This window comes from Desulfogranum mediterraneum DSM 13871 (genome assembly GCF_000429965.1).
In the GTDB taxonomy this organism is placed as follows: Bacteria; Desulfobacterota; Desulfobulbia; order Desulfobulbales; family Desulfobulbaceae; genus Desulfogranum; species Desulfogranum mediterraneum.
Map to the genome: position 1 here is coordinate 197,143 of NZ_AUCW01000007.1, position 24,334 is coordinate 221,476.

Consider the following 24,334-nt stretch of genomic DNA (forward strand, 5'->3'; position numbering starts at 1 on the left):
TTTCCCGCCAATGCTGCTCTTTGCCCAAAAAAATAAACGCCCGCTCCTGTCGCCCCTAAGACGGCTGAAACAGCCGGAGCAGAGCTGCCCCTGTTTTTCAGGCCGGCTTATCCATGGATTGCCCCTCCATGAGTACGGATCTCCCCTTGCTTCACCCCGGGAAAAAAGGTAGCCTGAAACAGGAATGACCCCACCCTCAAGCTACCCCAACGGAGGAGGCAAGGCATGAGCGGCTATTACCAAGATCCGGATCCAGCGGAAACCAGAGACTGGCTCCTCTCTCTCGACGGCCTCATTGCAGCAGAAGGCCCCAAAAAGGCAGATTACCTGCTGGCTGCCCTGACCGCCAGGGCCAGGGAGCAGGGGGTCGCCACCTCTCCCGGGCTGCTCACCCCCTACTGTAACACCATTCCCCCTGAAGAGGAGGAACCCATCCCCGGTAACTCCCTCACGGCCCGCAACCTGGCCGCCTACGTGCGCTGGAATGCCATGGCCATGGTGGCCAGAGCCAACAGGGACGGCCTGGCCCTGGGCGGCCACATCGCCACCTTCAGCTCCATCTCCGCCATCTTTGAAGTGGGCTTTAACTGGTTCTTCCGCGGTCCCGAGGCCTCCTCGGGTGCTGACCTGATCTACTTCCAGGGCCACGCCTCCCCCGGTATCTATGCCCGGGCCTTTGTGGAGGGACGGCTGAGCGAAGAGCAGCTGACCAACTTTCGCCGAGAGGTGGAAGGTCGCGGCCTCTCCTCCTACCCCCACCCCTGGCTGATGCCCGACTTCTGGCAGTTCCCCACGGTCTCCATGGGTCTGGGCCCCATGGCGGCCATCCACCAGGCCCGGTTCATGCGCTACCTGGACCAGCGTGGCCTCCATCCTGCCGGAGACCGCAAGGTCTGGGTCTTCATGGGCGACGGCGAATCCGACGAACCCGAGTCCCTGGCCGCCCTCTCCCTGGCCAGTCGCGAACAACTCGATAACCTGATCTTTGTGGTCAACTGCAACCTCCAGCGGTTGGACGGCCCGGTCCGCGGCAATGGCAAGATCATCCAGGAACTGGAGGGCAAGTTTCGGGGCGCGGGCTGGAACGTGATCAAGGTGCTCTGGGGCACGGAGTGGGACGAGATCCTCCGACGTGATCACCAGGGGCAGCTCCAGCAGAAGCTGGAGGCCATGGTGGATGGTGACTTCCAGACCATCGCGGCCCGGGGCCCGGCCTACCTTCGGGAGAAGATCTTTGGCGATGATCCCGGGCTCAGGGAGCTGATCCAGGGGATGAGCGATAGCCAACTCTGGCAGATGAGCCGGGGTGGCCATGACCCCCGCAAGATCTACGCCGCCTTTGCCGCTGCCCGCAAACACCGCGCTCAACCCACGGTGATCCTGGTGAAGACCATCAAGGGCTTCGGCATGGGCCAGGCCGGGGAATCGGTGATGGTGGCCCACAATGTCAAGAAGATGGATCCCGGCTCCCTCCAGGAGTTTCGTGACCGTTTCCACGTGCCCCTGGCAGACGAGCAGTTGCAAGGACTGCCCTTTATCCGTCCCCCCCAGGGCAGTGCCGAGGAGCAGTTCCTCCGGGAACAGCGCCGCATCCTGGGCGGCCCGGTGCCCCAGAGGTCGGCCAGCCACGCCCCCCTGGAAATCCCGGCCCTGGAGCAGTTCAAGGGCCTGCTGGAGGACTCGGGCAGGCGCAGCCTCTCCACCACCATGGCCTTTGTCCGCCTGCTGGGCACCCTGGTCAGGGACCCCAAGCTGGGCAAACAGATCGTGCCCATCATCCCGGACGAGGCCCGCACCTTTGGCATGGAAGGCTTATTCCGCCAGCTGGGAATCTATGCCCCCAGCGGTCAGCTCTACGAACCCCAGGACGCCGAGAGCGTGGCCTGGTACCGGGAAGATCCCCAGGGCCAGATCTTTGAAGAGGGCATCAGCGAGGCAGGGGCGATCTCCACCTGGACGGCTGCAGCCACGGCCCATGCCAACTATGGGCTGGCCATGATCCCCTTTTACACCTTCTACTCCATGTTTGGTTTCCAGCGTATCGGCGACCAGCTCTGGGCCGCGGCAGACGCCCGGGCCAGAGGCTTCCTGATGGGGGCCACCTCGGGCCGAACCACCTTAAACGGTGAAGGCTTGCAACACCAGGATGGCCAGGGCCTGCTCTACGCCTCCACCATCCCCAGCTGCCAGGCCTATGACCCCAGCTTTGCCTATGAGCTGGCAGTGCTGGTCCACCGAGGCCTGCAGCGGATGTACCAGCAGGGCGAAGATGTCTTCTACTACCTGACCCTGCTCAACGAGAACTATCCGCAACCAGCCATGCCGCCCGGGGTGGCGGAGGGGATCTGCCAGGGGATGTACCTCTATCAGCAGGGCAGCCCCGCTAAGCTGCGGGTCCAGCTCATGGGCAGCGGCGCCATCTTCCGGGAGGTGATCGCTGCAGCAGAGCTGCTGGAACAGGACTTTGGAGTCCAGGCAGACCTCTGGTCCGTCCTGGGGGTCAATCAACTCCACCGTGAGGGCCAGGAATGCGAACGCTGGAACCTGCTCCACCCGGATCAGCCCCCCAGAATCCCCCTGGTCAGCCGGCTGCTCCGGGACCATCCTGGGCCGGCGGTGATCAGCACCGACTACCTCCAGGCCTACCCCGAACAGCTCCGCAGGCTGATCCCCAACCCCCTGACCATCCTGGGCACCGACGGTTTCGGCCGCAGCGATACCAGGGAGGTCCTGCGCGCCTTCTTCCAGGTGGATCGCTTCCATATCTGCGTGGCCGCCCTCAAGGGGCTGGCCGACCAGGGGGCGCTGCCGCGGGAGACGGTCTCCCAGGCCCTGGCCGGCTACGGCATCGACCCTGATACGGACCACCCCTTAGGTCGCTAAAGGAGCAGCCCATGAACAGCATCCCCATTACCATCCCGGACTTCGGCGATGTCCAGGAGATCACCGTGATTGAGATCTTTATCCGCCCAGGTCAACGGGTCGAGCAGGAGGAAGCCCTGATCTCCCTGGAGAGCGAAAAGGCGGTCATGGATATCCCCGCGCCCCTGAGCGGCACCATCGAGGAGGTCCTGCTGCGGGAGGGGCAGCAGGTGAAGAGCGGCCAGCTCATTGCCCTGCTCACAGCCGAGCGGCAGGAGGACCGGCCCGATACGCCCCCAGAACAGACGGCTGCTCCAGCTGAAGCGCCTGAACCAACGGAGCCCGCTGCCCCCGGAGGAGCAGCGCCCCGACCGGGGCCGCCCCCCAAGGCCCAGGAGCCCGGCGCTCCGGTCCATGCCACCCCCTCGGTGCGGGCCTATGCCCGAAAACTGGGGATCGATCTCAGCCTGGTCCAGGCCAGCGGCCCCAAGGGACGGCTGCTCAAAGAGGACCTTGAGCTGCTGCTCCGCCAGGCAATCCGCCGCCACCAGGAAGACGGGAACAGGGCGGCACCCGCCGGGGCGGCCCTGGCCGCGATGGATGGAAAAGAATACGGAGAAGAAGAGTACGCCCTCTACGGAGAGATCAGCCAACTCCCCCTGGGCCGCATCCAGAAGATTTCAGGTGAACGCCTCCATACCAGCTGGCTGAACATCCCCCATGTCACCCACTTTGAGCAGGCCGATATCAGTGAGCTGGAGGAGTTCCGCCAGCAACTCAACCGGGAAAACGAGGGCAAAGAGCCCCGCCTGAGCCTGCTGGTCTTTGTGCTCAAGGCCGTGGCCGCAACCCTGGCGCACTTTCCCCTGGTAAACAGCTCCCTGGCTGCCGGGGACAGGGTGATCCTCAAGCACCACTATCACCTCGGTGTTGCCGTGGACACGCCCCAGGGACTGCTGGTCCCGGTGATCCGGGATGTGGAACGCAAGGGTGTGCTGGAGATCAACCGGGAACTGAGGGAGTTGAGCCAGGCCGCCCGGGAGGGGCGACTCCAGCCCGGCGAGATGGAGGGCGGCTCATTCACCATCTCCAGTCTGGGCAAGCTGGGCGGCACCAACTTCACCCCCATCATCAACGCTCCCCAGGCCGCTATCCTGGGCCTGGCGAAAAGCAGCATCCAGCCGGTATGGGACGGCAGCGCCTTCACACCCCGGCTGATCCTGCCCTTCAGCCTCTCCTATGACCATAGAATCATCGACGGCGCCGAGGCAGCCCGCTTCTGCGCTGCCCTGGCAGCAGCCGTCATGGACCTGAAACGAACCCTGCTATAAACAGAGAGCTATACGGAGTACCACATGCAACACACCCATAGATACGATCTGGTCGTGGTCGGCGGCGGCCCCGGCGGCTATACCGCGGCCTTCCGGGCGGCAGACCTTGGCCTCTCGGTCTGCCTGGTGGAACAGCACGCCCGCCTGGGCGGAGTCTGCCTCAATGTCGGCTGCATCCCCTCAAAGACCCTGCTCCACGGGGCAACCATCATCGAAGAGGCAGAGGAGGCGGCTGCCATGGGGATCGGCTTTGCTGCTCCCAGGATCGACCTGGCCGCCCTGCGCGCCCACAAGGAGGGAGTGGTTGCCAAGCTCACCTCGGGGCTAGACAGCCTGGCCAAGGCCCGCAAGGTCAGCCGGCTCCAGGGCAGGGCCTCCTTCGGCGATGCCCATACCCTGCGGGTCCGGAGCGATGCCGGGGAAGAGGCGGTCTCCTTTGAGCACTGCATCCTGGCCACCGGCTCCCGGACCAGCCGCCTGCCCGGCTGTCCCGACGACCCCCGAATCTGGAGCTCCAGCGATGCCCTGGCCCTGAAGACGGTACCCAAGCGGCTGTTGATCATCGGCGGCGGCATCATCGGCCTGGAGATGGCCCAGGTCTACCACGCCCTGGGGGCCGAGATCACCATAGTGGAGATGCTGGAGCAGATTATCCCGCCGGCCGACAAGGACCTGGTCCAGCCCCTGTTTCTCAAGCTCAAGAAACGTTATCAGATCCTGACCAGGACCCGGGTGGAGGAGATCACTGCCCAGGCCCAGGGGATCAGGGTGCGCTTCGCCGGCCCCAAGGCTCCGGAAGAGGGCGAGTATGATGCGGTCCTGACCGCGGTGGGCCGACGGGCCAACAGTCAGGAGCTGGGCCTGGAGAGCATCGGCCTGGAGGTCGACGGCCAGGGCTGCATCCCGGTGGACCGATATCAACGGAGCGCCATTCCCCATATCTATGCCATCGGCGATCTGGTGGGTGAGCCCATGCTGGCCCACAAGGCCACCCACCAGGGCAAGGTGGCGGCCGAGGTGATAGCCGGCCTGGGTTCCGCCTTCAGCCCAATGACCATCCCCTCGGTGGCCTACACCCACCCGGAGGTGGCCTGGATGGGGCTCAACGAAAAGGAGGCCAAGGAGCAAGGGATCGACTACAGCAAGGGCAAGTTTCCCTGGGGTGCCAGCGGCAGGGCCCTCAGCTCCGGCGCCTCCGCCGGGGTGAGCAAGGTGCTCTTTGCCAAGGAGAGCGGCCGGATCATCGGGGCCGGCATCTGCGGCCTCAACGCCGGCGAGCTGATCCATGAGGCGGTCCTGGCCCTGGAGATGGGGGCAGATGCCGAGGATATCAGCAGGACCGTCCATGCCCACCCCACCCTGGCCGAGACCTTTGCCCTGGCCGCAGAGATGGTGGAGGGGTCCATCACCGACCTGATGCCGCCCAAAAAACGCTAATCCCAGACCAGAACAGGAAGAACCATGCAGCTGACCCTTGACGCCCCCCTGGACATGCACCTCCACCTCCGGGAGGGCGAGATGCTCACCCAGGTGGCTCCCCACAGCGCAGCCCACTTCAGCGGCGCGGTGATCATGCCTAACCTCAGGACCCCGGTGACCTCGCTCCAGGAGGTGCTGGACTATCAGGCAGCCATCCTCGAGGCCTGCGGGAGCGAAGCCTTCAGGCCCTACATGACCCTCTTCTTTCGTCAATACAGCCGGGCAGAGCTGCTCGCTGCCCGGGAGCATATCATCGGGATCAAACTCTACCCCGCAGGAATCACCACCCAGAGTGAGGCCGGAGTCATGGACTTCCATGGCATCGACCAGACCCTGGCCCTGATGGAGGAGCTGGAGATTCCACTCCTGATCCACGGGGAAAGCAACGGCTTTGTGATGGACCGTGAACAGGAGTTCATGGCCACCTATCAACGATTGGCCGAATCCTTCCCATCACTCTCCATTGTCATGGAGCACATCACCACGGCCGCGGCCCTCAGCGTGCTGGAACAGTACGAGAATGTCGCGGCCACCGTTACCCTCCATCATCTGATGCTCACCCTGGATGACGTCATCGGCGGTCTGATGCAGCCCCACCTCTTCTGCAAACCCATCGCCAAGACGCCCCGCGACCGAGAGGCCCTGCGGCAGGCCGTGTTCAGCGGACACCCCAGGCTGATGTTCGGCTCAGACTCCGCCCCCCACCCCAGGCATGCCAAGGAGTGCTGCGGCTGTGCTGCCGGAATCTTTTCCGCGCCTGTGGCCCTGCCCATGCTGGTCCAGCTCTTTGCCGCAGCCGACTGCCTGGAGCAGCTGCCCGCCTTTGTCTCCACCAATGCCCGCCGCTTCTACCGGCTGGAACCTGTCCCCAGGACCGTCCGCTTCCATGATCAGCCCTGGCAGGTGCCCGAGCACTACGGCACTGTCCGCCCCTTCCTGGCCGGTGAGACCCTGGAGTGGTCGCTGACCGACCACCGCAACAGCTGAGCCCCGGAAGGGAGAGCAGGGCTCCCTCCCCGGCTCAGCAGCGCCAGCTTGCCGGGGCCAGGATCATCAGGCTGCCGCCCAGAGGGGTGAGGGAAGCGGGATCCCTGAGGCCAAAGGCCAGCAGGTAGAGGGATGCACTGCAGTGGAAAAGAACACCCTCATTGTCCCTTGCTGCTCTGCCTCGGCCAGCGGCTGGAGTCATAAACCAAACTGATCTTTCTTATCAACACTTTAGTACACCGTCGCTGCCACAGACTCTGCCGATCCCGGGAATCACCTCCCAGCGACAATGCCTCATATTCCTAAAAGGGGACCATCCCGTCAAGACACTAATTTACTTAATATTTTCATAACAAAAAATGATAGCTCCCGTTTTCCGGAGAGAAGCGTCAGTTGGCAGTCCGGCCCCCCGGCAGGCAGTGGCTGTTCCTGTTCAGCTACAGGCAGAAGGAGAAACCAGTGGAGGCCCTTGACACCCCTAAAACAGAAATGGTAGGTAGAGATGTTTTAGATCTGATCGGCTACTCCCGGCTCCTCAGCAACTCACCCTGTTGCGTTTTTGCAAGGAGATAGGGTGTACCTGCCACAACCAGTTCTGTCACAAGGTTAGCACCATTCCAGGGTCGGCCTCAGCTCGCTATCTCAGCGGTGCCTCCCCGGGCTGGCTGCTTTACAGCTACTACGGTTAGGAGATTTTACATGCCCAAATCAATGCCCCAGGCGTTTGTCCGTAACTTTCTCGGCAACGCCCCCACCTGGTACAAGTTTGCCATCTTGCTCTTCTTGGTGATAAACCCCATCGTCCTCTACACCTCGGGTCCCTTCATTGCCGGCTGGGTCCTGATCGGAGAGTTCATCTTCACCCTGGCCATGGCCCTCAAGTGCTACCCCCTGCCCGCAGGCGGCCTCCTGGCCATAGAGGCGGTCTTCATCGGTCTGACCCACCCGGAGACTGTCTACCACGAGGCCCTCAACAACTTCGAGGTGATCCTGCTCCTGATCTTCATGGTGGCCGGTATCTACTTCATGAAGGACTTTCTCCAGTTTACCTTCACCCGTATCCTGGTCAGAGTCCAGTCCAAGGTAATCATCTCCCTGCTGTTCTGCTTTGCCGGCGCCTTCCTCAGCGCCTTCCTGGACGCCCTGACCGTTACCGCGGTCATCATTGCCGTGGCCTACGGCTTCTACAACATCTACCACCGCTACGTCTCGGGCAAGGACCCCCATACCTCCCATGATCTGACCAGCGACCTGGCGGTCAAAGAGACCGAGCGTGAGGAGCTCAAGCAGTTCCGGGCCTTTCTCCGCAACCTGATGATGCACGGTGCCGTGGGAACCGCCCTGGGCGGGGTCTGCACCCTGGTGGGTGAGCCCCAGAACCTGCTGATTGCCGGTGAGATGGGTTGGCACTTCCTGCCCTTTTTCCTCAAGATGGCCCCGGTTTCCATGCCGGTGTTCGTGGTGGGCATGCTGACCTGCTACGGCCTGGAAAAGAAGCACTGGTTTGGCTACGGCATCGAGATGCCCGGCAACATCCGCTCCCACCTGCTGGAAACCGAGATCAAGCTGGAAGCCAAGCGGGGACGTCAGGGGCGGGCCAAACTGATCATCCAGGCCCTGACCGGCATCTGGCTGATCGTGGCCCTGGCCATGCACCTGGGCGCGGTGGGTATCATCGGCCTCTCCGTCATCGTTATTTTGACCTCGCTCAACGGCGTGATCGAAGAACACCAACTTGGTAAGGCCTTTGAAGAGGCCCTGCCCTTTACCGCCCTGCTGGTGGTCTTCTTTGCCATCGTGGCCGTGATCCACGACCAGCACCTCTTTACCCCGGTCATCGACTATGTACTCAGCATGAAGGGACAGGCCCAGCTGGCTGCCTACTATGTTGCCAACGGGGTCCTCTCCATGATCTCAGACAACGTCTTTGTGGCCACGGTCTACATCTCGGAGACCAAGAGCCACTTTGTCCAGATGCTGGGCGGCCTGCCTGACCTCACCATCAGCGGTGCCGAGTTGATGGACAAGCTCACCGATCCGCACACCGCCCGCAGCGAAGTGCTCGCCACCCTGCCTCCGGCAACGGCAGAACAGGCCGGTACCCTGATGCACCAGTTCGACAGACTGGCCGTGGCCATCAACACCGGGACCAATATCCCCAGTGTGGCCACCCCCAACGGCCAGGCCGCCTTCCTGTTCCTGCTCACCTCGGCCCTGGCCCCGGTGATCAGGCTCTCCTACGGTCGGATGGTCTTCCTGGCCCTGCCCTACACCATCACCATGTCCCTGACCGGCCTGGCTGCGACCTACCTCTTCCTCTAGCCACCCGGCCCGCCCCTGCCATCCACCGGGAGTATCATTGCCTCAGCTGATACTCCCGGTCTCTTTTCCCCTCCCCTTTTCCTGCTCAGAAAGCACCCGCACACCCCTCGTTCCTGCCGCCCCCTGTGGGCAACACCCTCCGGGCCGCACGCTCAGCGCAGCTCTTCGTTGATCTCCTTCAGGGCTGCACTGCCGGGACAGAGCTCCGCCTGCTCCAGGCTGTTCAAGGGCCGTTCGCTGGTGTTGAGGATGGTATGGGTGTCTTCACTTTCCGGATCCACATAGAGCACCCCGGTGAGGATCAGCCCCTCTTCCTTATGCTCCTCCAGGGCATCCACGGCCTGGCGCCGATCGGTCACCGCCACCTCGGGATCCTTCTTGTGGAGATAGATCACCGAGTGGTCATGGAGGGTGACCGCCTCGGTGGACCCATTTTCATAGTCCGTGGTAATCTCCTGGCGAAAGGGGACAAAGTCAAAGGTGCTGGTGGCCTCGCTATGTTCCCGCACCCAGTGGTAACTCTTGGTGGAGGTGGGGGTATTGTTGAAGGTCACGCAGGGCGAGATCACGTCGATAAAGGCCATGCCGATGTGGGACATGGCCGCCTTGAGCAGGGGCACCAGCTGCTGTTTATCCCCGGAAAAACTGCGCCCCACAAATCCGGCCCCCAGCTGGATGGCGATCTCGCAGAGATCGATGGACTCCAGCAGGTTGGGCTCTCCCTTCTTACCCACCGAACCCTTGTCCGCGGTGGCCGAGTACTGCCCCTTGGTCAGACCGTAACAGCCGTTGTTCATCACGATATAGACCATGTTCAGGTTACGGCGGACGGCATGGACAAACTGGCCCATGCCGATGGAGGCGGTGTCCCCGTCCCCGGAGATCCCCAGGTAGAGCAGCTCCCGGTTGGCCATGTTGGCCCCGGTGACGATGGAGGGCATCCGGCCGTGCACCGAGTTGAAACCATGGGCCGCGCTGAGCAGATAGGCAGGACTCTTGGAGGAACAGCCGATCCCGGAGAGCTTGACGATCCTGTGGGGTTCCAGGGAGAGTTCGTAGCAGGCCTGGATGATGGCGCCGTTGATGGAGTCATGGCCGCAACCGGCGCAGAGGGTGGAGATGCCGCCCTCATAGTCCCTGAGGTAGTAGCCCGCCTGGTTGGCCGGCAGCTGGGGATGACGAAAACTGGGTCGAAAAAAGGTCATGCTGCACCTCCCTGCGTGACTGTGGTTGTGGTGGATTGTCCGGACGCCAGCAGAGTGCGCAGTTGCTCGACCAGCGCCCTGGCCGCGATGGGCAGGCCGTCATAGCTGGTCACAGGGGTCAACTGCTCAGGCGCGAGCCCGCACTCCACCAGGAGCAGGGTACGCAGCTGACTGTCGCGGTTCTGCTCCACCACCAGCACCTCTTCATGGCCCTGGATGAAGTCGACCACCGCCTGCTGAAAGGGAAAGGCCTTGATCACCAGGACATCGATGGCAAGCCCCTCCCGGGCCAGGGTCTCCACCGCCTCCTGGGCGCTGAAGATGGTGGTGCCGTAGCAGACCAGCCCGATGGCGGCCTTCTCCTCGGCGGGCCGCTCCTCGGGCAGGGGGAGCAGTCCCTTGGCAGTCTCCCACTTCTGCACCAGCCGCTCCATGTTCTGAAGATAGGTGTCACTCTCCTCCGAGTACTTGGAGTACTCGTCATGGGAGGTGCCCCGGGTGAAGTAGGCCCCCTTGCTGGGATGGGTGCCGGGAAAGGTGCGGTAGCCGACCCCGTCGCCGTCCACATCCCGGTAGCGGCCCCACTGCTCTTCCAGGGCCTCCAGCTGATCATGGTCCAGGACCTTGCCCCGATCATAGCGACCGTCATCATCCCAGTTCAGGGGCGGGCTCAGCTGATCGTTCATCCCCAGATCCAGGTCACTCATCACGATCACCGGGGCCTGCAGCCGCTCGGCCAGGTCAAAGGCCCGGGCGGTCATGGTGAAACACTCCGCCGGGGTGGAGGGAAAGAGCAGCAGGTGCTTGGTATCACCATGGGAGGCGTAGCCGCAGGCCAGGATATCGCCCTGCTGGGTCCTGGTGGGCATGCCGGTGGAGGGACCGGCGCGCTGGACATTGACCAGCACCACCGGGATCTCGGCAAAGTAGGCCAGGCCCAGAAATTCGCTCATCAGGGAGATGCCCGGGCCGCTGGTGGCGGTAAAGGCCCGGGCCCCGTTCCAGGCCGCACCGATGACGATCCCCAGGGCGGCCAGTTCATCCTCGGCCTGGACAATGGCGGCCATCAGCCGACCTCCCCCCTCTTCCCGACGGAAACGCTCGGCATAGCGGCCGAAGTGCTCGATCACCGAGGTGGAGGGGGTGATGGGGTACCAGCCCACCACGGTGGCCCCGCCGTAGATGGCTCCCAGGGCGGTGGCCGCGTTGCCGTCCATCAGGATCTGATCGCCGATCAGGTCGTCCCGGCGACGGGTGGTCAACAGGCATCGCCCCTGATGATGGCGGCGGGCATGGTCGTAGCCCAGCTCCAGGGCCTTGAGGTTGGGCGGGATGAGCTGGGATTTCTTGCGGTACTGGAGCTCCACCGCTGCGGTGAGCACCTCAAGCTCCATATCCAACAGGTAGGCCAGCCCCCCGACATAGATGATGTTCTTCAGCAACCCCCGCATCCTGGGATTGTCAAAGGCCTCGTTGCAGAGGTTGGTCAGGGGCAGGCCGATCAGGACCAGGTCCTGCCGCTCATACTCCTCGGGCAGCTGCCTGGAGGAGTCATAGACAAAGTAGCCGCCCGGCTGGAGTTCGGCATAGTCCCGGTGCATGGTCTGGCCGTTCATGGCCACCACCATGTCCACCCCGCCGCGGCGCCCCAGGTAGCCCTGTTCACTGATCCGCACCTCGTACCAGGTGGGCAGGCCCTGGATATTGGAGGGGAAAATATTTTTCGGACTCACCGGCAAGCCCAGACGAAAGACGGCCCGGGCAAAGAGGTTGTTGGCACTGGCCGAGCCGGAGCCATTCACGTTGGCAAAACGAATCACAAGGTCATTGCAGCTCTGGATCGGCTTCATTTTTCCCCCGCCTGTGGTGATTGATAGCTGAATTTCTGCATCTCCCAGGCCGAGGTGGGACAGCGCTCGGCACAGATACCGCAGTGGAGACAGAGGTTCTCATCCTTGACCATGACCCTGCCGGTGGGCAACTCGGCCGAGACGTAGAGGGCCTGACTCAGTTCCCGGGCCGGGGCCAGCAGTCGCCTGCGGAGATCCTCTTCCGTACCGTTGGCGGTAAAATTGATGCAGCGCTCGGGACAGGCATCCACGCAGGCGTCACACTCGATGCACTCCTCCACCCGAAACACGGTCTGGATATCACAGTTGAGACAACGCAGGGCCTCGGTATGACCCAGCCTCCGGTCAAAGCCCAGTTCCACCTCCATGAGCCGGTCCCTGAGGGTCTTGGTCCTGTCGGCCGTGGGTACGGCCTGGCGGAGGTCATCGGCAATCTGGTTATGGTAGAGCCAGTCATGGACCCCCATCTTCTGGCTGAGCAGGGAGACCTTGGGACCGGGACGCTCGGTGAGAGGGCGGCCCGAGCAGAAGAGATCGATGGAGATGGCCGCCCCATGGCCATGGGCCACGGCGGTGATGATATTTCGGGGACCAAAGGCGGCATCACCGCCAAAGAAGACCCGCTCCAGGCTGGATTGAAAGGTCCCCTCCCCCAGCACGGGGAGGCCCCACTGATCAAACTCGATACCGAGATCCTCCTCGATCCAGGGAAAGGCATTGAGCTGGCCCACGGCCAGAATCACCTCATCACACTCCATCAAGACCAGGGGCTCGCCGCTGGGCACCAGAGTGCGTTTGCCCTGGTCATCGTAACGGGGTTCCACCTTCTCAAAACGCATCCCCTTGAGTTGGCCCTGCTCGACCACAAACTCCACAGGCAGATGGTTCTCGTAAAAGGGGATGTCCTCCTCCCGGGCATCCTCGATCTCCCAGGGCGAGGCCTTCATCTCGGCCAGGGGACTGCGCACCACCACCCGGACATCCTCGCCGCCCAGACGACGGGCAGTACGGCAGCAGTCCATGGCGGTATTGCCGCCGCCCAGGACCAGCACCTTCCTGCCGATGGAACGGACATGGCCGAAGACCACCCCTGCCAGCCAGTCGATGCCGATATGAATCCCGGCCGCACCCTCCCGGCGGCCGGGCAGATCAGGCAGGTCCCGCCCCCGGGGGGCACCGGTACCGACGAAGAGGGCATCATAGTCCCTGGCCAGTAAGGATCTCATGCTGGAGATGTAGTGATTAAAAAAGGTCCGTACCCCCATGTCCAGGATGTAGCCCACCTCCTGATTGAGCACCTTTTCAGGCAGGCGAAAGGAGGGCACCTGGGTGCGCATGAAGCCGCCGCCGGCGGACTGGTCATCGTAGAGGTCCACCGTATAGCCCAAGGGGAGGAGATCACGGGCCACGGTCAGGGATGCCGGACCGGCACCGATCAGGGCGACCTTTTTTCCATTCTTCTCTTCAGGGATCTTGGGAAAGCGTGACTCGATGCCCGCTTCCCGGTTGTCCGCCGCCACCCGCTTCAGCCGACAGATGGCCACCGCCTCCCGCTCGACCCGGCCCCGTCTGCAGGCCGGTTCACAGGGGCGGTCACAGACCCGGCCGAGGATACCGGGGAAGACGTTGGAAATCCAGTTGATCATATAGGCGTCATCGTAGCGCTTCTCACTGATCAAGCGGATATATTCAGGAACCGGCGTATGGGAGGGACAGGCATACTGACAGTCTATAACTCTATGAAAATATTCAGGATTGTTAATATCTGTTGGTTTCAAAAGCGTACTCCTGTGCAGAGCATGGGGTTGATTGCAGTAGGGCTTGCGGCGGCCGAGCAGCTCTCGGCCCGCCGGGTACCGCGGAAAGCGGCGACACCCGGCTGCCATCCCAGGGCCACCCTTGGGGCAGGATGGATATCGTTGGAGCTCGCTCAGACCACCCTTCGAGATCACAGCAGAGAGCAGCCCCTCAAGGTGCCGCTCTCTGGTCGGCAAGACAACAGGAATTCTTATCATTACCTCTCTAACTATATAAAGACTCATCGCATAAAATAAAGTCTTTTCTACCTCTGGAGAGGAAAGAACGGCCCAAAGGCGAGGCACCCGGGTCCGGGCAATACACGCTTCAGCCCAGACCGAGCTCAGAGAGCGCCTGGAGGAGCGTCTGGCGACCGGATCCTGCTCAGCATCCCCAGCCAGCCTCTTCTCCCGCCTTCCGCAAGGCTGTTCATAAGCCGCTATCTATGCTACACTTGGCTCTTGCCTCTTACCTCTAGGCTCCTGATCACCCTCAGCCAGCCTTTTTTGAATACCAGGTCCCCTGGTCGGCCGGCCCGAGCGGCCCCCTGACCGACTGCAACCTCCATCTCAACCCAAGCCCCCTGCAAAGGATTTGCCATGTGCCAGCCCCCCTCTCTCTTTCAAGAGCGAATCGAACAACTCGAAACCGCCATGCACACCATGGAGCTCGATGCCATTATCCTCAACCCCGGACCAGGTTTCAGCTACCTCAGCGGTCTCAGCTTTCACCTCTCCGAGCGGCCGGTACTCCTGCTGCTTGTCCCGGGCCGTGGTGTCGCCCTTATCCTGCCCGAGCTGGAACTCGCCCAGCTGGAGGCACTCCCCTTCCCGGCCGAGGTCTTCAGCTATGGAGAACGCCCCGAACAGTGGCCCCAGCTGTTCAAGGAGGCCTTTGCCCGAATGGGGCTGGACAAGAAGAGGATCGGGCTCGAACCGGAGCAGTTGCGGCTGTTGGAGTATCAACTCTGCAGGCAGGCTGCGACCACGGCCCTGTTTCAGGACGCCGCGCCCCTCCTTTCCAGGCTCCGCTCCATCAAATCAGAACAGGAACAACAGCTGATCCAGCGGGCGGTGACCATTGCAGAACAGGCCCTGGAGACGACCCTGGAGACGCTCTGCCTGGGCATGAGCGAACGGGAGCTGGCTGCAGAGCTCTTCATCCAGCTGCTGCGGGAGGGCTCAGAGCCGAGCCTGCCCTTCATGCCCATCGTGGCCAGCGGCCCCAACAGCGCCAACCCCCATGCCGTTCCGGGTGAACGCCGGCTCCAGCCAGGGGACGCCCTGATCATCGACTGGGGCGCCTCGCACCAGGGCTATGTCTCGGACCTTACCCGCACCTTTGCCGTGGGAGAGGAAAACGAGGAGCTACAGCGGGTCCACGCCATCGTCCAGGAGGCCAATGGCCGGGGTCGGGAGGCCGGAAAACCCGGCCTCGCCTGTGCCCAGCTGGACAGGCTGACCCGGGAGGTGATCGAAACAGCAGGCTATGGCCCTTTCTTCACCCATCGGACCGGCCACGGTCTGGGGCTGGAATGCCACGAATCCCCCTATATCCGCCAGGGATACAACCATCCCCTGCAGCCAGGCATGACCTACACCGTAGAGCCTGGTATCTATCTGAAAAATCAGTTTGGCGTTCGCATAGAAGATGATATAGTGGTGACTGCAACCGGATCTGTTAGCCTGAGTTCTATGAATCGCAACCTGACCATCGTGGGCTAGCGTCTGTCCCCCTGTAAAGTGGTGCCACCCAAGCTCAGCAGAGAACATTGCACGCCTGCACGCCAGCCATGAGCTAACCTTTTCCTCCAGCTGAGTACCCGACCCAGCCATGCAGCTCTTCTCGGAAAGCAACATCAAAAAAACGATCTTCATCAGCTCCGTCAGCCTGGTCGCCCTGCTCAGCCTGGCCTTTGGGGTGTTGTACATCAGTGAAAAGTACCTGGAACTGGAAGAGGAACTGCCCAGGATTGAAGAAGAATTCATCCAGCAGCAGCAACAGCTGCTCAAGCACACCGTCCTGCTCCAGATCCAGCAGATCGACTTCCGCCGCTCCCATAGCCGCAGGCAGCTGGAACACACCCTGCGCACCAGGGTCCGCGAGGCAAAATCCATTGCCGAGAACCTCTATCAGGCCAACCAGGCCATTCACAGCGACCAGGAGATCGGGGTGATGATCCGTGAGGCCCTGCGCCCCATCCGCTTCGATGATCAACGGGGTTACTTCTTTGCCAGCAGCATGAACGGCCGGCTCCAGCTCTATCCCCCCAGGGAGGAGTATGAGGGCAGGGAAATGGTGGTGGCCTTCGGCGAGCCCGGACTGGCCCTCCATGAACGCTTGAGCAGGGTTGCCCGGGAACAGGGCGAGGGCTTTAGCGAATACTGCTGGCCAAGCCCGGACAAGCCGAGCCATGATCATTTTGAAAAGCTCTCCTATGTCACCGCCTTCCCCCCCCTGGACTGGTACATCGGCTCCGGAGAGTATTACTCGGATTTCAGCGCCATGACCAGGAACAGGGTGCTCGAAAACATCGGGCAGACCATGGGCGAAAATCCCGAGGACTACTTCTTTATCTACCAACTCCACGATATCGCAGGGGGCAGGAATTTTGCGACGATGCTGGTCAACCCCAACCGGCCCGACCTGGTCGGCCGATCCCTCTCCGATGACTATACCGGGGCCCATGGCAAGCCCTTTCGCAAGGAGTTCCTCCAAGGGCTCCGGGAGGAGGGGGAGGCCTTTGTCACCTACTGGTACAAGAAGAGCGGCACTGACGAGCCCCAGAAAAAGCTGAGCTACTTCCGCCTCTATCCCGAGTGGCACTGGGTCGTGGCCAAGGGGGTCTACCTGGACGGGCTGGATCAGCTCATCGCTGCCAAGAAACAACACCTGGCCCGCCAGGTCAGGCACAAGATCACCCTCTTTACCCTCTTCTTCTTTACCGCCATTGGGGTGGTCATCGTGATTGCCCGGCTGTTCACCCGCTCCATCAACGCCATCCTGGATGCCTACAAGCAGGACCAGCAACAGCAGCGCCAGGAACTGGAAGAGATCAACCGCCAACTGCATAAACAGGCCACCACCGACAACCTCACCGCTATCTTCAACCGCCAGCACTTCAACCAGCACCTGGCCCAGGAGGTCTCCCGGGCCAAGCGCTACCACAGCCCCCTCTCCCTGATCCTCTTTGACATCGACGACTTCAAACAGGTCAACGACACCCTGGGCCACCTCTGCGGAGACGAGGTGCTCAAGGAGCTCTCCCAGCTGGTCTCCGGGCGTATTCGCCAGTCCGATACCCTGGCCCGCTGGGGAGGCGAAGAGTTTGCCCTACTCTCCCCCGGAAGCGACAGTCAACAGGCCCGGGCCACGGCCGAAAAGCTCTGCATCCTGATCAACTCCCACACCTTCTCCATCCGTCGCCGGATCAGCTGCAGTTTCGGGGTCACAGAGCTCGTCTGCACGGAGAACAGCGGCGACCTGATCAACCGGGCCGACCAGGCCCTCTACAGTGCCAAGGACCAGGGCAAGAACAGGGTCTGTGTACGCTGATGCTGCTTGAAGAGTTATCCTTTGCTGAGGTCGAGGCCTACCTGGAGCAGAAAGACAGCCTGCTGATTCCCGTCGGGGCGGTGGAGCAGCACAGCCCCTACGGTCTGATCGGGACCGACTTCATCGCCGCTGAGGCGGTGGCCAGAGGGGCGGCCAGGGAGTTGGCCATCATGGTAGCCCCCACCCTCTGCTACGGTATCTCCCCCCAGCACCTCGACTTTGCCGGCAGCGCCAGCCTCCAGCCAACGACCCTGATTGCGCTGGGCTGCGATCTGCTCCGCTCCTTTGTGAGGCACGGTTTTCGGCGGATCTTCTTTGTCAACGGCCACGGCGGCAACCGCCATGCCCTGGGCGTCGTTCTCCAGCAGGTCAAGATGGAAGGCCTTCCCGGTATCTTTGAGATATTCTCCTGGTACGAGTGTAGCGGGGTGAAACGATTCAACCTGCGCGACTTTGCAGGCAAGGAGGGGCGCCATGCCACCCCTTCGGAGGTCTCGCTGACCATGCATCTCAGGCCGACGGCCTTTGCGGGCAAGGCAAGAGAGCCGCTGGAGGTGGAACACCCCGAGCGGTCCTGGCCCATGAGCGCCGCCGAGATGCGGCGCAGCTATCCCGATGGTCGGATGGAGTCGGCCCCCTGGCTGGCACACCCTGAGATCGGCGAACAAATCCTGGCCGAGGCAGTGACCGATCTGGTCAGGAAGGTGGAGCGTTTCCTGGAGATGCCCCTGATCTCCCCAGGCTAGCCAGCACGGCTCCCCGGCCACACCAGGGGCTCAACGGCAGGACGGGGCGGCGGGTAGAGTGGTCTAAAAGTTGAAGACCTTGGCCTCGGCTGCCATCTCGATCAGGTGGGGGCCGCCGTCCAGGAGCATATTGGAATGGAAGTCTGCCTCGTCCAGATTTCGATTCTTGGCACAGGGGGTGCAGACCCCGACTTCCACCTCCTGTTCAACCAAGTAGGGCAGGTAGTCCCCGGGACAGTCACCGGTATCGGTGCGAATGGTGGGATTCCTGTCCTTGATGGCCCAGTCTACCCCAGAGTCGATTAAAAAGATGTTGACCTTATACCCCTTCTCTTGGGCGATCTTGGCAAACTGGAAGCAGCGGGTGGCCTTTTCGTTGTCGTTGTGACTCAGAACAAATAAAAAGTTGGGCATGGTGCTCTCCTCCTGGTAACGGGATTGATGGATTGGCGACAGATTCGCGAACAGAAAATAACGATCTGTACCGTGTTACCAACAGAAGAGCCACCCGACAACAGTTATTTAAACCCTACAGGAAAAATCTATTTCGGATTTACCCCCCATGGGCCGGGGTCTCAGCCCGGCCGCCTTGCACTGACTGCGATACCTGCAATCTTCTTCTCCGCAGGGCTCCACATGAATCATGATATCCGCCCCATGGATCACTCCCCGGATCTCCTGCTCCAACTCTTCGGTGAGCTGATGGGATTCGGCCACAGAGAGGTGCTTACAGACGGTGATATGAAAGTCGATCAGCTTATGGGAGCCTGCCTTCCTGGTACGGAGGTTATGAAAACAGAAGGTGTCTCCGCCATAGTGGTGGACGATCTCCTGGATCTGTTGCCGCTGGGCTGCGGGCAGCTGCTCGTCCAGGACCTCCCTGAGGCTGAGCCTGATCAGCTTGAAGGCCTCGGCAAAGATATAGGCGGCCACCACCATGGAGAGGACGGCATCGATCCAGAGCCAGTGGAGGAAGTACATCAGTACCATCCCGGCCAGCAGGGCCAGGTTGGTGTAGACATCCATGGAGAAGTGGAGGGCATCGGCCCGCAGGGCCGAGGAGTCGGTCTCCCTCCCGACCCTGCTGAGGTAGCGGCCAATCAACCAGGAGGCTGCAACGCTGGCCAGGAGTATGACCATGCCGCTCCCCAGCCGACTGGGGGTGGCCCCGGCCAGGAGGCGACGGATGGATTCAAAAAAGATCCAGACCCCGGAGCCACCGATGATCAGGGCCTGAATCAGGGCTGCCATGGTCTCGAACTTGCCGTGTCCATAGGCATGATTCTCATCGGCAGGCTGGTCTGCCTGACGGATGGCCAGCAGGTTGAGCAGGGACATCAGGATGTCGAGCATGGAATCGATGGCCGAGGAGAGCACGGCCAGGGAACCACTGAACAGGCCCACTGCAAACTTACTCACCGCCAGGACCAGGGCCGTGGTCATGGAGAGCTTGGCTGCTCGCATTTTTTTCTCAGAATGTTCCATCAGATTTTCCCGGCAGACGCCCCTCAAGAGATTGACCAGGCCGTTTCACTCCGACCAGGCCGGCTATCTTGCTTCAGATTATAGGATTTTTCACTTGCCCACCACCAGAAAGATCATTAATTTTTCAGCGTCAGGCGCCTTGGCACAGGGAGGCTGCCTGGAACACTCAGCCCTCTTCCGAGCTTAAAGCGTACCCCATGGACATCTGGATAACCACCGCCATCCTCCTGCTCACCCTCTACCTGCTGGTCAGCGAAAAGATCACCATCGCCCTGACCGCCATCGGCATCATGGTCCTGCTGGTGGTGAGCGGAATCCTGGCCCCTAAGGAGGCGGTGGCCGGCTTTGCCAATCCGGCGGTGATCACCGTGGGTGCCATGTTCGTGGTCAGCAAGGGCATGATGCGCACCGGAGGAGTGGAGTTCCTCAGCCGCAGGGTCATCACCCTGGCCCGGGGCAGCTTCAAGGTCGCCCTGACCATCATTCTGCTCTCCGTGGCTGTTGCCTCGGCCTTCATCAACAACACCCCGGTGGTGATCCTCTTCATCCCGGTGGTGATGACCATGTGCTGCGAGTTCGGCCTGAGCCCTTCCAAGTTCCTGATCCCGGTCTCCTATGCCTCCATCCTGGCCGGGACCTGTACCCTGATCGGTACCTCCACCAACATCATCATCAGCGACCTCAGTGCTGAGTTCGGTTATGGCACCCTCTCCATGTTTGAACTTGCCATCCTTGGGGTTCCCATCGCCCTGATCGGGATCGTCTTTCTCCTCCTGGCCGCGCCCAGGGTCCTGCCAGCCCTGGCCAACCCGGTCTGCCAGCTCCAGGACAGCGAACATCGCAAGTACCTGGCCGAATTACAGGTACCTGCCGGGAGTTCCCTGATCGGTTGCTCCCCGAGCCGGCTCTTCCGCCGGAAGTACCCCTCCCTGAATGTCCTGGAACTGATCTCCCGCTCCCATATCTACCACCCGGAACGGGACGACAAGCTGATCGGACCTGAAGATATCCTCCTGGTCAAGGGCTCCCTCAACGACCTGGTCGACATTCTCCACCGGGAAGAGGTAGAGCTGCCCTCAACAGAGAAGGGCTTGACCCTGGGGGCCCAGAAGGATGCCCCCATCGTGGTGGAGCTGATCGTCCCGCCCCACTCCGCGGTCTCCCAGCAACCGCTCCACGCCACCGACCTGGCCAAGGATCCGGAGATCCATCTCATTGCGGTCAAACGCAGCAACCTCCACATCAGCGAACACCAGATCCAGGATGTCCGCCTGCAGCTGGGCGATGTCCTGCTCATCTGGTGCAAGGGCAGCAAGCTGGAGGATATCCGCACCAGCACCGACTTCATCGTCATCGAAGATGTCTACGAAGAGCTGATCCATAAACGCAAGGCCTGGTGGTCGATCATCAACTTTATAGGTATGGTGGGTACTGCCACCCTGGGCCTGGCCGATATCATGACCTGTGCCCTGACTGCGGCCTTCCTGATGATCATCACAGGCTGCCTGCAGATGCGCGATGCCTACCGGGCCCTCCAGGGTGAGGTGCTGCTCTTGATCGCCGGGACCATCGCCCTGGGCACGGCCATGGAAAAGACCGGGGCCAGTCAGCTCTACGCCGAAGGATTCCTCAGCCTCTTTGCCGGTTTTTCGCCGACCATCGTCCTGGGAGCGATCATTCTCCTGACCAGCATCAGCACCCAGATCCTGAGCAACAATGCCACGGCCGTGCTGCTCCTGCCCATCGCCATCTCCACGGCCCTGGGGATCGAGGTCGACCCCAGACCCTTTATCGTCGGAGTCTGCTTCGGGGCCAGCGCCTGCTTTGCCACCCCGGTGGGCTACCAGACCAACCTCCTGGTCTACGGGCCGGGTGGCTACAGTTTCCGGGATTACCTCAAGCTGGGCATCCCCCTCAACCTCTTTGTCGTCCTGGCCGGGATGGCGGGAATCCCTCTGTTCTGGCCCTTTCACTAAAGGGTAGCTTGAAACAGTGCCCCTTCCCCCAGCCTTCAGCCTCCACCACCGAGCTCTCCATGAAAAAAGCCACCGCCATCATCAGTCAACAGCAGCAGGGCCACACCGTGGGCGGCAAAGAGACCAACACCGTCCTGCCGCCCCTCTACACCGGCTCCACCGTTCTCCTTGACTCCTACCAGGAGCTGCTCCTGGCCGAGCGGGGCGAATACCCGGGAATCGTCTACGGCACCGACCGGATGCCGCCCCAACGCGCCTTTGAAGCCGCCATCTCGAGCCTGGAAGGCAGTGCACTCACCCGGGCCTTCCAATCCGGGATCAGCGCCATCAATCAGACCCTGCTGGCCTTTACCTCCAGCGGCGACCATATCCTGGTCTGCGACAACGTCTACGGCCCCACCGCCCGATTCTGCCGCCAGGTCCTGGCCAAATACCAGGTCGAGGTGGAATTCATCCCTCCTGATGCGGGAGCAGAGATCAGGGACTATCTCCGGGACAACACCCGGTTGATCTTTCTGGAATCTCCGGGTTCCAACACCTTTGAAATCCAGGACATTCCCGCCATCACCGCCATTGCCCGGCATAAAGGCGTTATTACCATCCTGGACAACACCTGGGCCACCCCGCTCTACTGTGATCCCTTTGCTCTGGGAGTGGATATCTCCATCCACTCGGCCACCAAATACATCGGCGGCCACTCCGACATCCTCCTGGGCACGGTGAGCGTCTCCGAGCCCTATGGAGAAGCCTTTGCAACCTTTTACCAGCTCATGGAGACCTTTGCCTCGCCCCAGGACTGCGCTCTGGCACTGCGCGGCCTCAAGACCCTGCCCCTGCGGCTCTCCCGCCACAGCCAATCCGCCCTGGAGGTCGGTCAATGGCTCTGCCGACACCCACTGGTGGAGAGGGTGCTCCATCCGGCCCTGGACAGTCACCCCCAACATCATCTCTGGCAAAGAGACTTCAGCGGAGCCTCTGGCCTCTTTGCCTTCCTCTGTACAGAGGAGTATGGAGAAGGCCTGACAGCCGACTTCATCAACAGCCTGGATCTTTTCGGCATAGGATACAGCTGGGGCGGGTTCAAGAGTCTGATTACCGCAGGCCGCTGTCAGCGCAGTCACAGCTCACCCTACCAGGGACGCACCCTGTTCAGGCTCAACATCGGCCTGGAAGATCCGGAAGATTTAATCGCTGATCTGAAAAAAGCGTTCAGGATTTTAGGCTGACTATGATATAGATATCAGTGAACAGATTGCTTTTACTGAATGTAGCCTTATATTTGTTGATTGTAAAAACTCTGTTTTTCAATTCTTAAAGGAGGACACCATGTCACAGCAAGCCAATACGTCTGTATGCCCCACCTGTCAGGGAAAGAAAGTCATTGATGGTGTATGTGAAACCAGTGGTGAATGGCAGGGTAATGACACTGACGATGGTCAGGTCTGCACCCCTGATCAGACCTGTCCCACCTGCAATGGCAGCGGAGTAGTGGAAGACTGATCATATCCTTCCAGCCATCCGGGATGGCGTTGGTACGACCCAGCGTTTCCCGATAAAAAAACCGGATTTCCTGTGAACCGAGTTCGCAGGATTATCCGGTTTTTTCTTGCTCTTTTTTCAGCCGGGGCTAGATAATCTTGGCCTGTTCCATGTGCAGCACCAGATCCAGCATCCGGTTGGAATAGCCCCACTCATTGTCGTACCAGCTCATGATCTTGACACTGCTTCCCTGAACCCGGGTACAGAGACCGTCAACAATGGAAGAGTGAGGATCGCCCTGAAAATCAATGGACACCAGAGGCTCTTCGGTATAGCGCAGATACCTGTTGGCCGCCGCCTCCAGAGCCTGATTGACCTCGGTCACCGAGACCTCCCGCTCCACCTCAATCACCACATCCACCAGGGAGACATCCGGAGTCGGCACCCTGACCGCCAGGCCGTCAAACTTGTTCTTCAACTCCGGAATGACCAGGGCCACCGCAGCGGCGGCACCGGTCTTGGTGGGCACCATGGACATCCCCGCAGCCCTGGCCCGGCGGAGGTCGCTGTGGGGAAAATCGAGCAGCCGCTGGTCACCGGTGTAGGCATGGACCGTGGTCATCAGACCGCGGGTGATGCCGAAGTTGTCGAGAATCACCTGGGCAACCGGGGCCAGACAGTTGGTGGTACAGGAGGCGTTGGAGACGACATGATGGAGGGTGGGATCATACTCCTCCTCGTTGACTCCCATGACGATGGTCTTGACCTCCCCCTTGGCCGGAGCCGAGATAATCACCTTGGAGGCACCGCCGTCGATATGGGCCTGGGCCGAAGGATAATCCCGAAACAGACCGGTGCACTCCAGAACATAGTCGGCGCCGTACTCACCCCAGCTGATCTCCTGGGGATTGCGCTGGTTGCTCACCGGAATCAGGGTATTATTCAGCATGATCCCGTTTTCCGCTGCCGCCACCTCCTGATCAAAGACCCCCATGATGGAGTCATATTTCAGAAGATGGGCCAGGGTCTTGACATCGGTCAAGTCATTGATCCCCACCACCTCGATACCACTAAAGGCACTGTCGCGGTAGAGTGCCCGGAAGATATTCCTGCCGATCCTGCCAAAACCGTTAATACCGATCTTTATACTCATACCCTTTCTCCTCATTGTGAGTAGTGTTGCAGGGCGCACTCCTCCGCAGAGGCATCCACCCTACAGCCTTTTTGTTCAAGCTCAGTTACGCCAAGAGTTCGAGGCCT

Annotated in this window: 16 protein-coding genes; 10 read left to right on the top strand and 6 right to left on the bottom strand. The window is 61.4% G+C overall.

Going from position 1 to position 24,334, the window contains the following annotated elements; genetic code table 11:
• Positions 1-225 precede the first annotated feature (225 nt).
• The 5 genes from aceE to nhaB all read left to right on the top strand — a co-directional run bounded on the left by aceE (position 226) and on the right by nhaB (position 8,981).
• A complete protein-coding gene (aceE, locus tag G494_RS0104015) occupies positions 226-2,883 on the top strand; it encodes a pyruvate dehydrogenase (acetyl-transferring), homodimeric type (RefSeq protein ID WP_028583501.1) in 2,658 nt (885 codons plus the stop codon).
• Positions 2,884-2,894: 11 nt separating this feature from the next.
• Positions 2,895-4,193, top strand: a complete 1,299-nt coding sequence (locus G494_RS0104020) for a 2-oxo acid dehydrogenase subunit E2 (RefSeq protein WP_028583502.1) — start codon at positions 2,895-2,897, stop codon at positions 4,191-4,193.
• A 24-nt stretch (positions 4,194-4,217) separates the two neighbouring features.
• Positions 4,218-5,630 carry a dihydrolipoyl dehydrogenase gene (gene lpdA, locus G494_RS0104025; protein WP_028583503.1) on the top strand — a complete coding sequence of 471 codons (1,413 nt, stop codon included), beginning with the start codon at positions 4,218-4,220 and terminating at the stop codon, positions 5,628-5,630.
• Positions 5,631-5,654: 24 nt separating this feature from the next.
• Complete coding sequence (gene pyrC / locus G494_RS0104030; protein ID WP_028583504.1) at positions 5,655-6,659, top strand: dihydroorotase; 1,005 nt, start codon at positions 5,655-5,657, stop codon at positions 6,657-6,659.
• A 699-nt stretch (positions 6,660-7,358) separates the two neighbouring features.
• On the top strand, positions 7,359-8,981 hold the full coding sequence (nhaB, locus tag G494_RS0104040; RefSeq protein ID WP_028583505.1) for a sodium/proton antiporter NhaB: 1,623 nt from the start codon (positions 7,359-7,361) through the stop codon (positions 8,979-8,981).
• 152 nt (positions 8,982-9,133) lie between these two features.
• Here the strand turns inward: nhaB and G494_RS0104045 are convergent, their stop codons facing one another.
• Genes G494_RS0104045 through G494_RS0104055 form a run of 3 tightly spaced genes read right to left on the bottom strand, consistent with a single transcriptional unit; the run spans position 9,134 to position 13,814 of the window.
• A complete protein-coding gene (locus tag G494_RS0104045; RefSeq protein WP_028583506.1) occupies positions 9,134-10,186 on the bottom strand; it encodes a 2-oxoacid:ferredoxin oxidoreductase subunit beta in 1,053 nt (350 codons plus the stop codon).
• A complete protein-coding gene (locus G494_RS21805; protein ID WP_051305364.1) occupies positions 10,183-12,036 on the bottom strand; it encodes a 2-oxoacid:acceptor oxidoreductase subunit alpha in 1,854 nt (617 codons plus the stop codon). The genes G494_RS0104045 and G494_RS21805 overlap by 4 nt, the downstream gene beginning before the upstream one ends.
• Entirely contained in the window at positions 12,033-13,814 is a 1,782-nt protein-coding gene (locus G494_RS0104055) for an FAD-dependent oxidoreductase (RefSeq protein WP_028583507.1), read from the bottom strand. The genes G494_RS21805 and G494_RS0104055 overlap by 4 nt, the downstream gene beginning before the upstream one ends.
• 618 nt (positions 13,815-14,432) lie before the next feature.
• On the opposite strand from G494_RS0104055, the gene G494_RS0104065 reads away from it, so the two are divergent.
• The 3 genes from G494_RS0104065 to G494_RS0104075 all read left to right on the top strand — a co-directional run bounded on the left by G494_RS0104065 (position 14,433) and on the right by G494_RS0104075 (position 18,134).
• On the top strand, positions 14,433-15,557 hold the full coding sequence (locus G494_RS0104065; RefSeq protein WP_028583508.1) for a M24 family metallopeptidase: 1,125 nt from the start codon (positions 14,433-14,435) through the stop codon (positions 15,555-15,557).
• A gap of 109 nt (positions 15,558-15,666) precedes the next feature.
• Positions 15,667-17,388 carry a sensor domain-containing diguanylate cyclase gene (locus tag G494_RS0104070; protein ID WP_028583509.1) on the top strand — a complete coding sequence of 574 codons (1,722 nt, stop codon included), beginning with the start codon at positions 15,667-15,669 and terminating at the stop codon, positions 17,386-17,388.
• A complete protein-coding gene (locus tag G494_RS0104075) occupies positions 17,388-18,134 on the top strand; it encodes a creatininase family protein (protein ID WP_028583510.1) in 747 nt (248 codons plus the stop codon). The genes G494_RS0104070 and G494_RS0104075 overlap by 1 nt, the downstream gene beginning before the upstream one ends.
• 63 nt (positions 18,135-18,197) lie before the next feature.
• On the opposite strand, the gene G494_RS0104080 is transcribed toward G494_RS0104075, so the two are convergent.
• Entirely contained in the window at positions 18,198-18,548 is a 351-nt protein-coding gene (locus G494_RS0104080) for a DsrE family protein (RefSeq protein ID WP_028583511.1), read from the bottom strand.
• A gap of 108 nt (positions 18,549-18,656) precedes the next feature.
• Entirely contained in the window at positions 18,657-19,619 is a 963-nt protein-coding gene (locus G494_RS21810) for a cation diffusion facilitator family transporter (RefSeq protein ID WP_084456372.1), read from the bottom strand.
• 197 nt (positions 19,620-19,816) lie between these two features.
• Here G494_RS21810 and G494_RS0104090 point away from each other — a divergent pair, with 197 nt between their 5' ends.
• Entirely contained in the window at positions 19,817-21,595 is a 1,779-nt protein-coding gene (locus tag G494_RS0104090) for an SLC13 family permease (protein ID WP_028583512.1), read from the top strand.
• Between the two features lie 59 nt (positions 21,596-21,654).
• The gene (metC, locus tag G494_RS0104095; RefSeq protein WP_028583513.1) at positions 21,655-22,821 is read left to right on the top strand and encodes a cystathionine beta-lyase; all 1,167 of its coding nucleotides are present in this window, start codon (positions 21,655-21,657) and stop codon (positions 22,819-22,821) included.
• Positions 22,822-23,222: 401 nt separating this feature from the next.
• On the opposite strand, the gene gap is transcribed toward metC, so the two are convergent.
• The gene (gene gap, locus G494_RS0104100) at positions 23,223-24,227 is read right to left on the bottom strand and encodes a type I glyceraldehyde-3-phosphate dehydrogenase (RefSeq protein ID WP_028583514.1); all 1,005 of its coding nucleotides are present in this window, start codon (positions 24,225-24,227) and stop codon (positions 23,223-23,225) included.
• Positions 24,228-24,334: the final 107 nt, after the last annotated feature.

Bases quoted from the DNA above. Each gene is read 5' to 3' on its own strand.
- G494_RS21805 (WP_051305364.1), bottom strand. From the start codon at position 12,036: ATGAAGCCGATCCAGAGCTGCAATGACCTTGTGATTCGTTTTGCCAAC.
- aceE (WP_028583501.1), top strand. From the start codon at position 226: ATGAGCGGCTATTACCAAGATCCGGATCCAGCGGAAACCAGAGACTGG.
- G494_RS0104020 (WP_028583502.1), top strand. From the start codon at position 2,895: ATGAACAGCATCCCCATTACCATCCCGGACTTCGGCGATGTCCAGGAG.
- nhaB (WP_028583505.1), top strand. From the start codon at position 7,359: ATGCCCAAATCAATGCCCCAGGCGTTTGTCCGTAACTTTCTCGGCAAC.
- G494_RS0104075 (WP_028583510.1), top strand. From the start codon at position 17,388: ATGCTGCTTGAAGAGTTATCCTTTGCTGAGGTCGAGGCCTACCTGGAG.
- gap (WP_028583514.1), bottom strand. From the start codon at position 24,227: ATGAGTATAAAGATCGGTATTAACGGTTTTGGCAGGATCGGCAGGAAT.
- G494_RS0104090 (WP_028583512.1), top strand. From the start codon at position 19,817: ATGGACATCTGGATAACCACCGCCATCCTCCTGCTCACCCTCTACCTG.
- G494_RS0104045 (WP_028583506.1), bottom strand. From the start codon at position 10,186: ATGACCTTTTTTCGACCCAGTTTTCGTCATCCCCAGCTGCCGGCCAAC.
- pyrC (WP_028583504.1), top strand. From the start codon at position 5,655: ATGCAGCTGACCCTTGACGCCCCCCTGGACATGCACCTCCACCTCCGG.
- G494_RS0104070 (WP_028583509.1), top strand. From the start codon at position 15,667: ATGCAGCTCTTCTCGGAAAGCAACATCAAAAAAACGATCTTCATCAGC.
- G494_RS0104065 (WP_028583508.1), top strand. From the start codon at position 14,433: ATGTGCCAGCCCCCCTCTCTCTTTCAAGAGCGAATCGAACAACTCGAA.
- metC (WP_028583513.1), top strand. From the start codon at position 21,655: ATGAAAAAAGCCACCGCCATCATCAGTCAACAGCAGCAGGGCCACACC.
- G494_RS21810 (WP_084456372.1), bottom strand. From the start codon at position 19,619: ATGGAACATTCTGAGAAAAAAATGCGAGCAGCCAAGCTCTCCATGACC.
- G494_RS0104080 (WP_028583511.1), bottom strand. From the start codon at position 18,548: ATGCCCAACTTTTTATTTGTTCTGAGTCACAACGACAACGAAAAGGCC.
- lpdA (WP_028583503.1), top strand. From the start codon at position 4,218: ATGCAACACACCCATAGATACGATCTGGTCGTGGTCGGCGGCGGCCCC.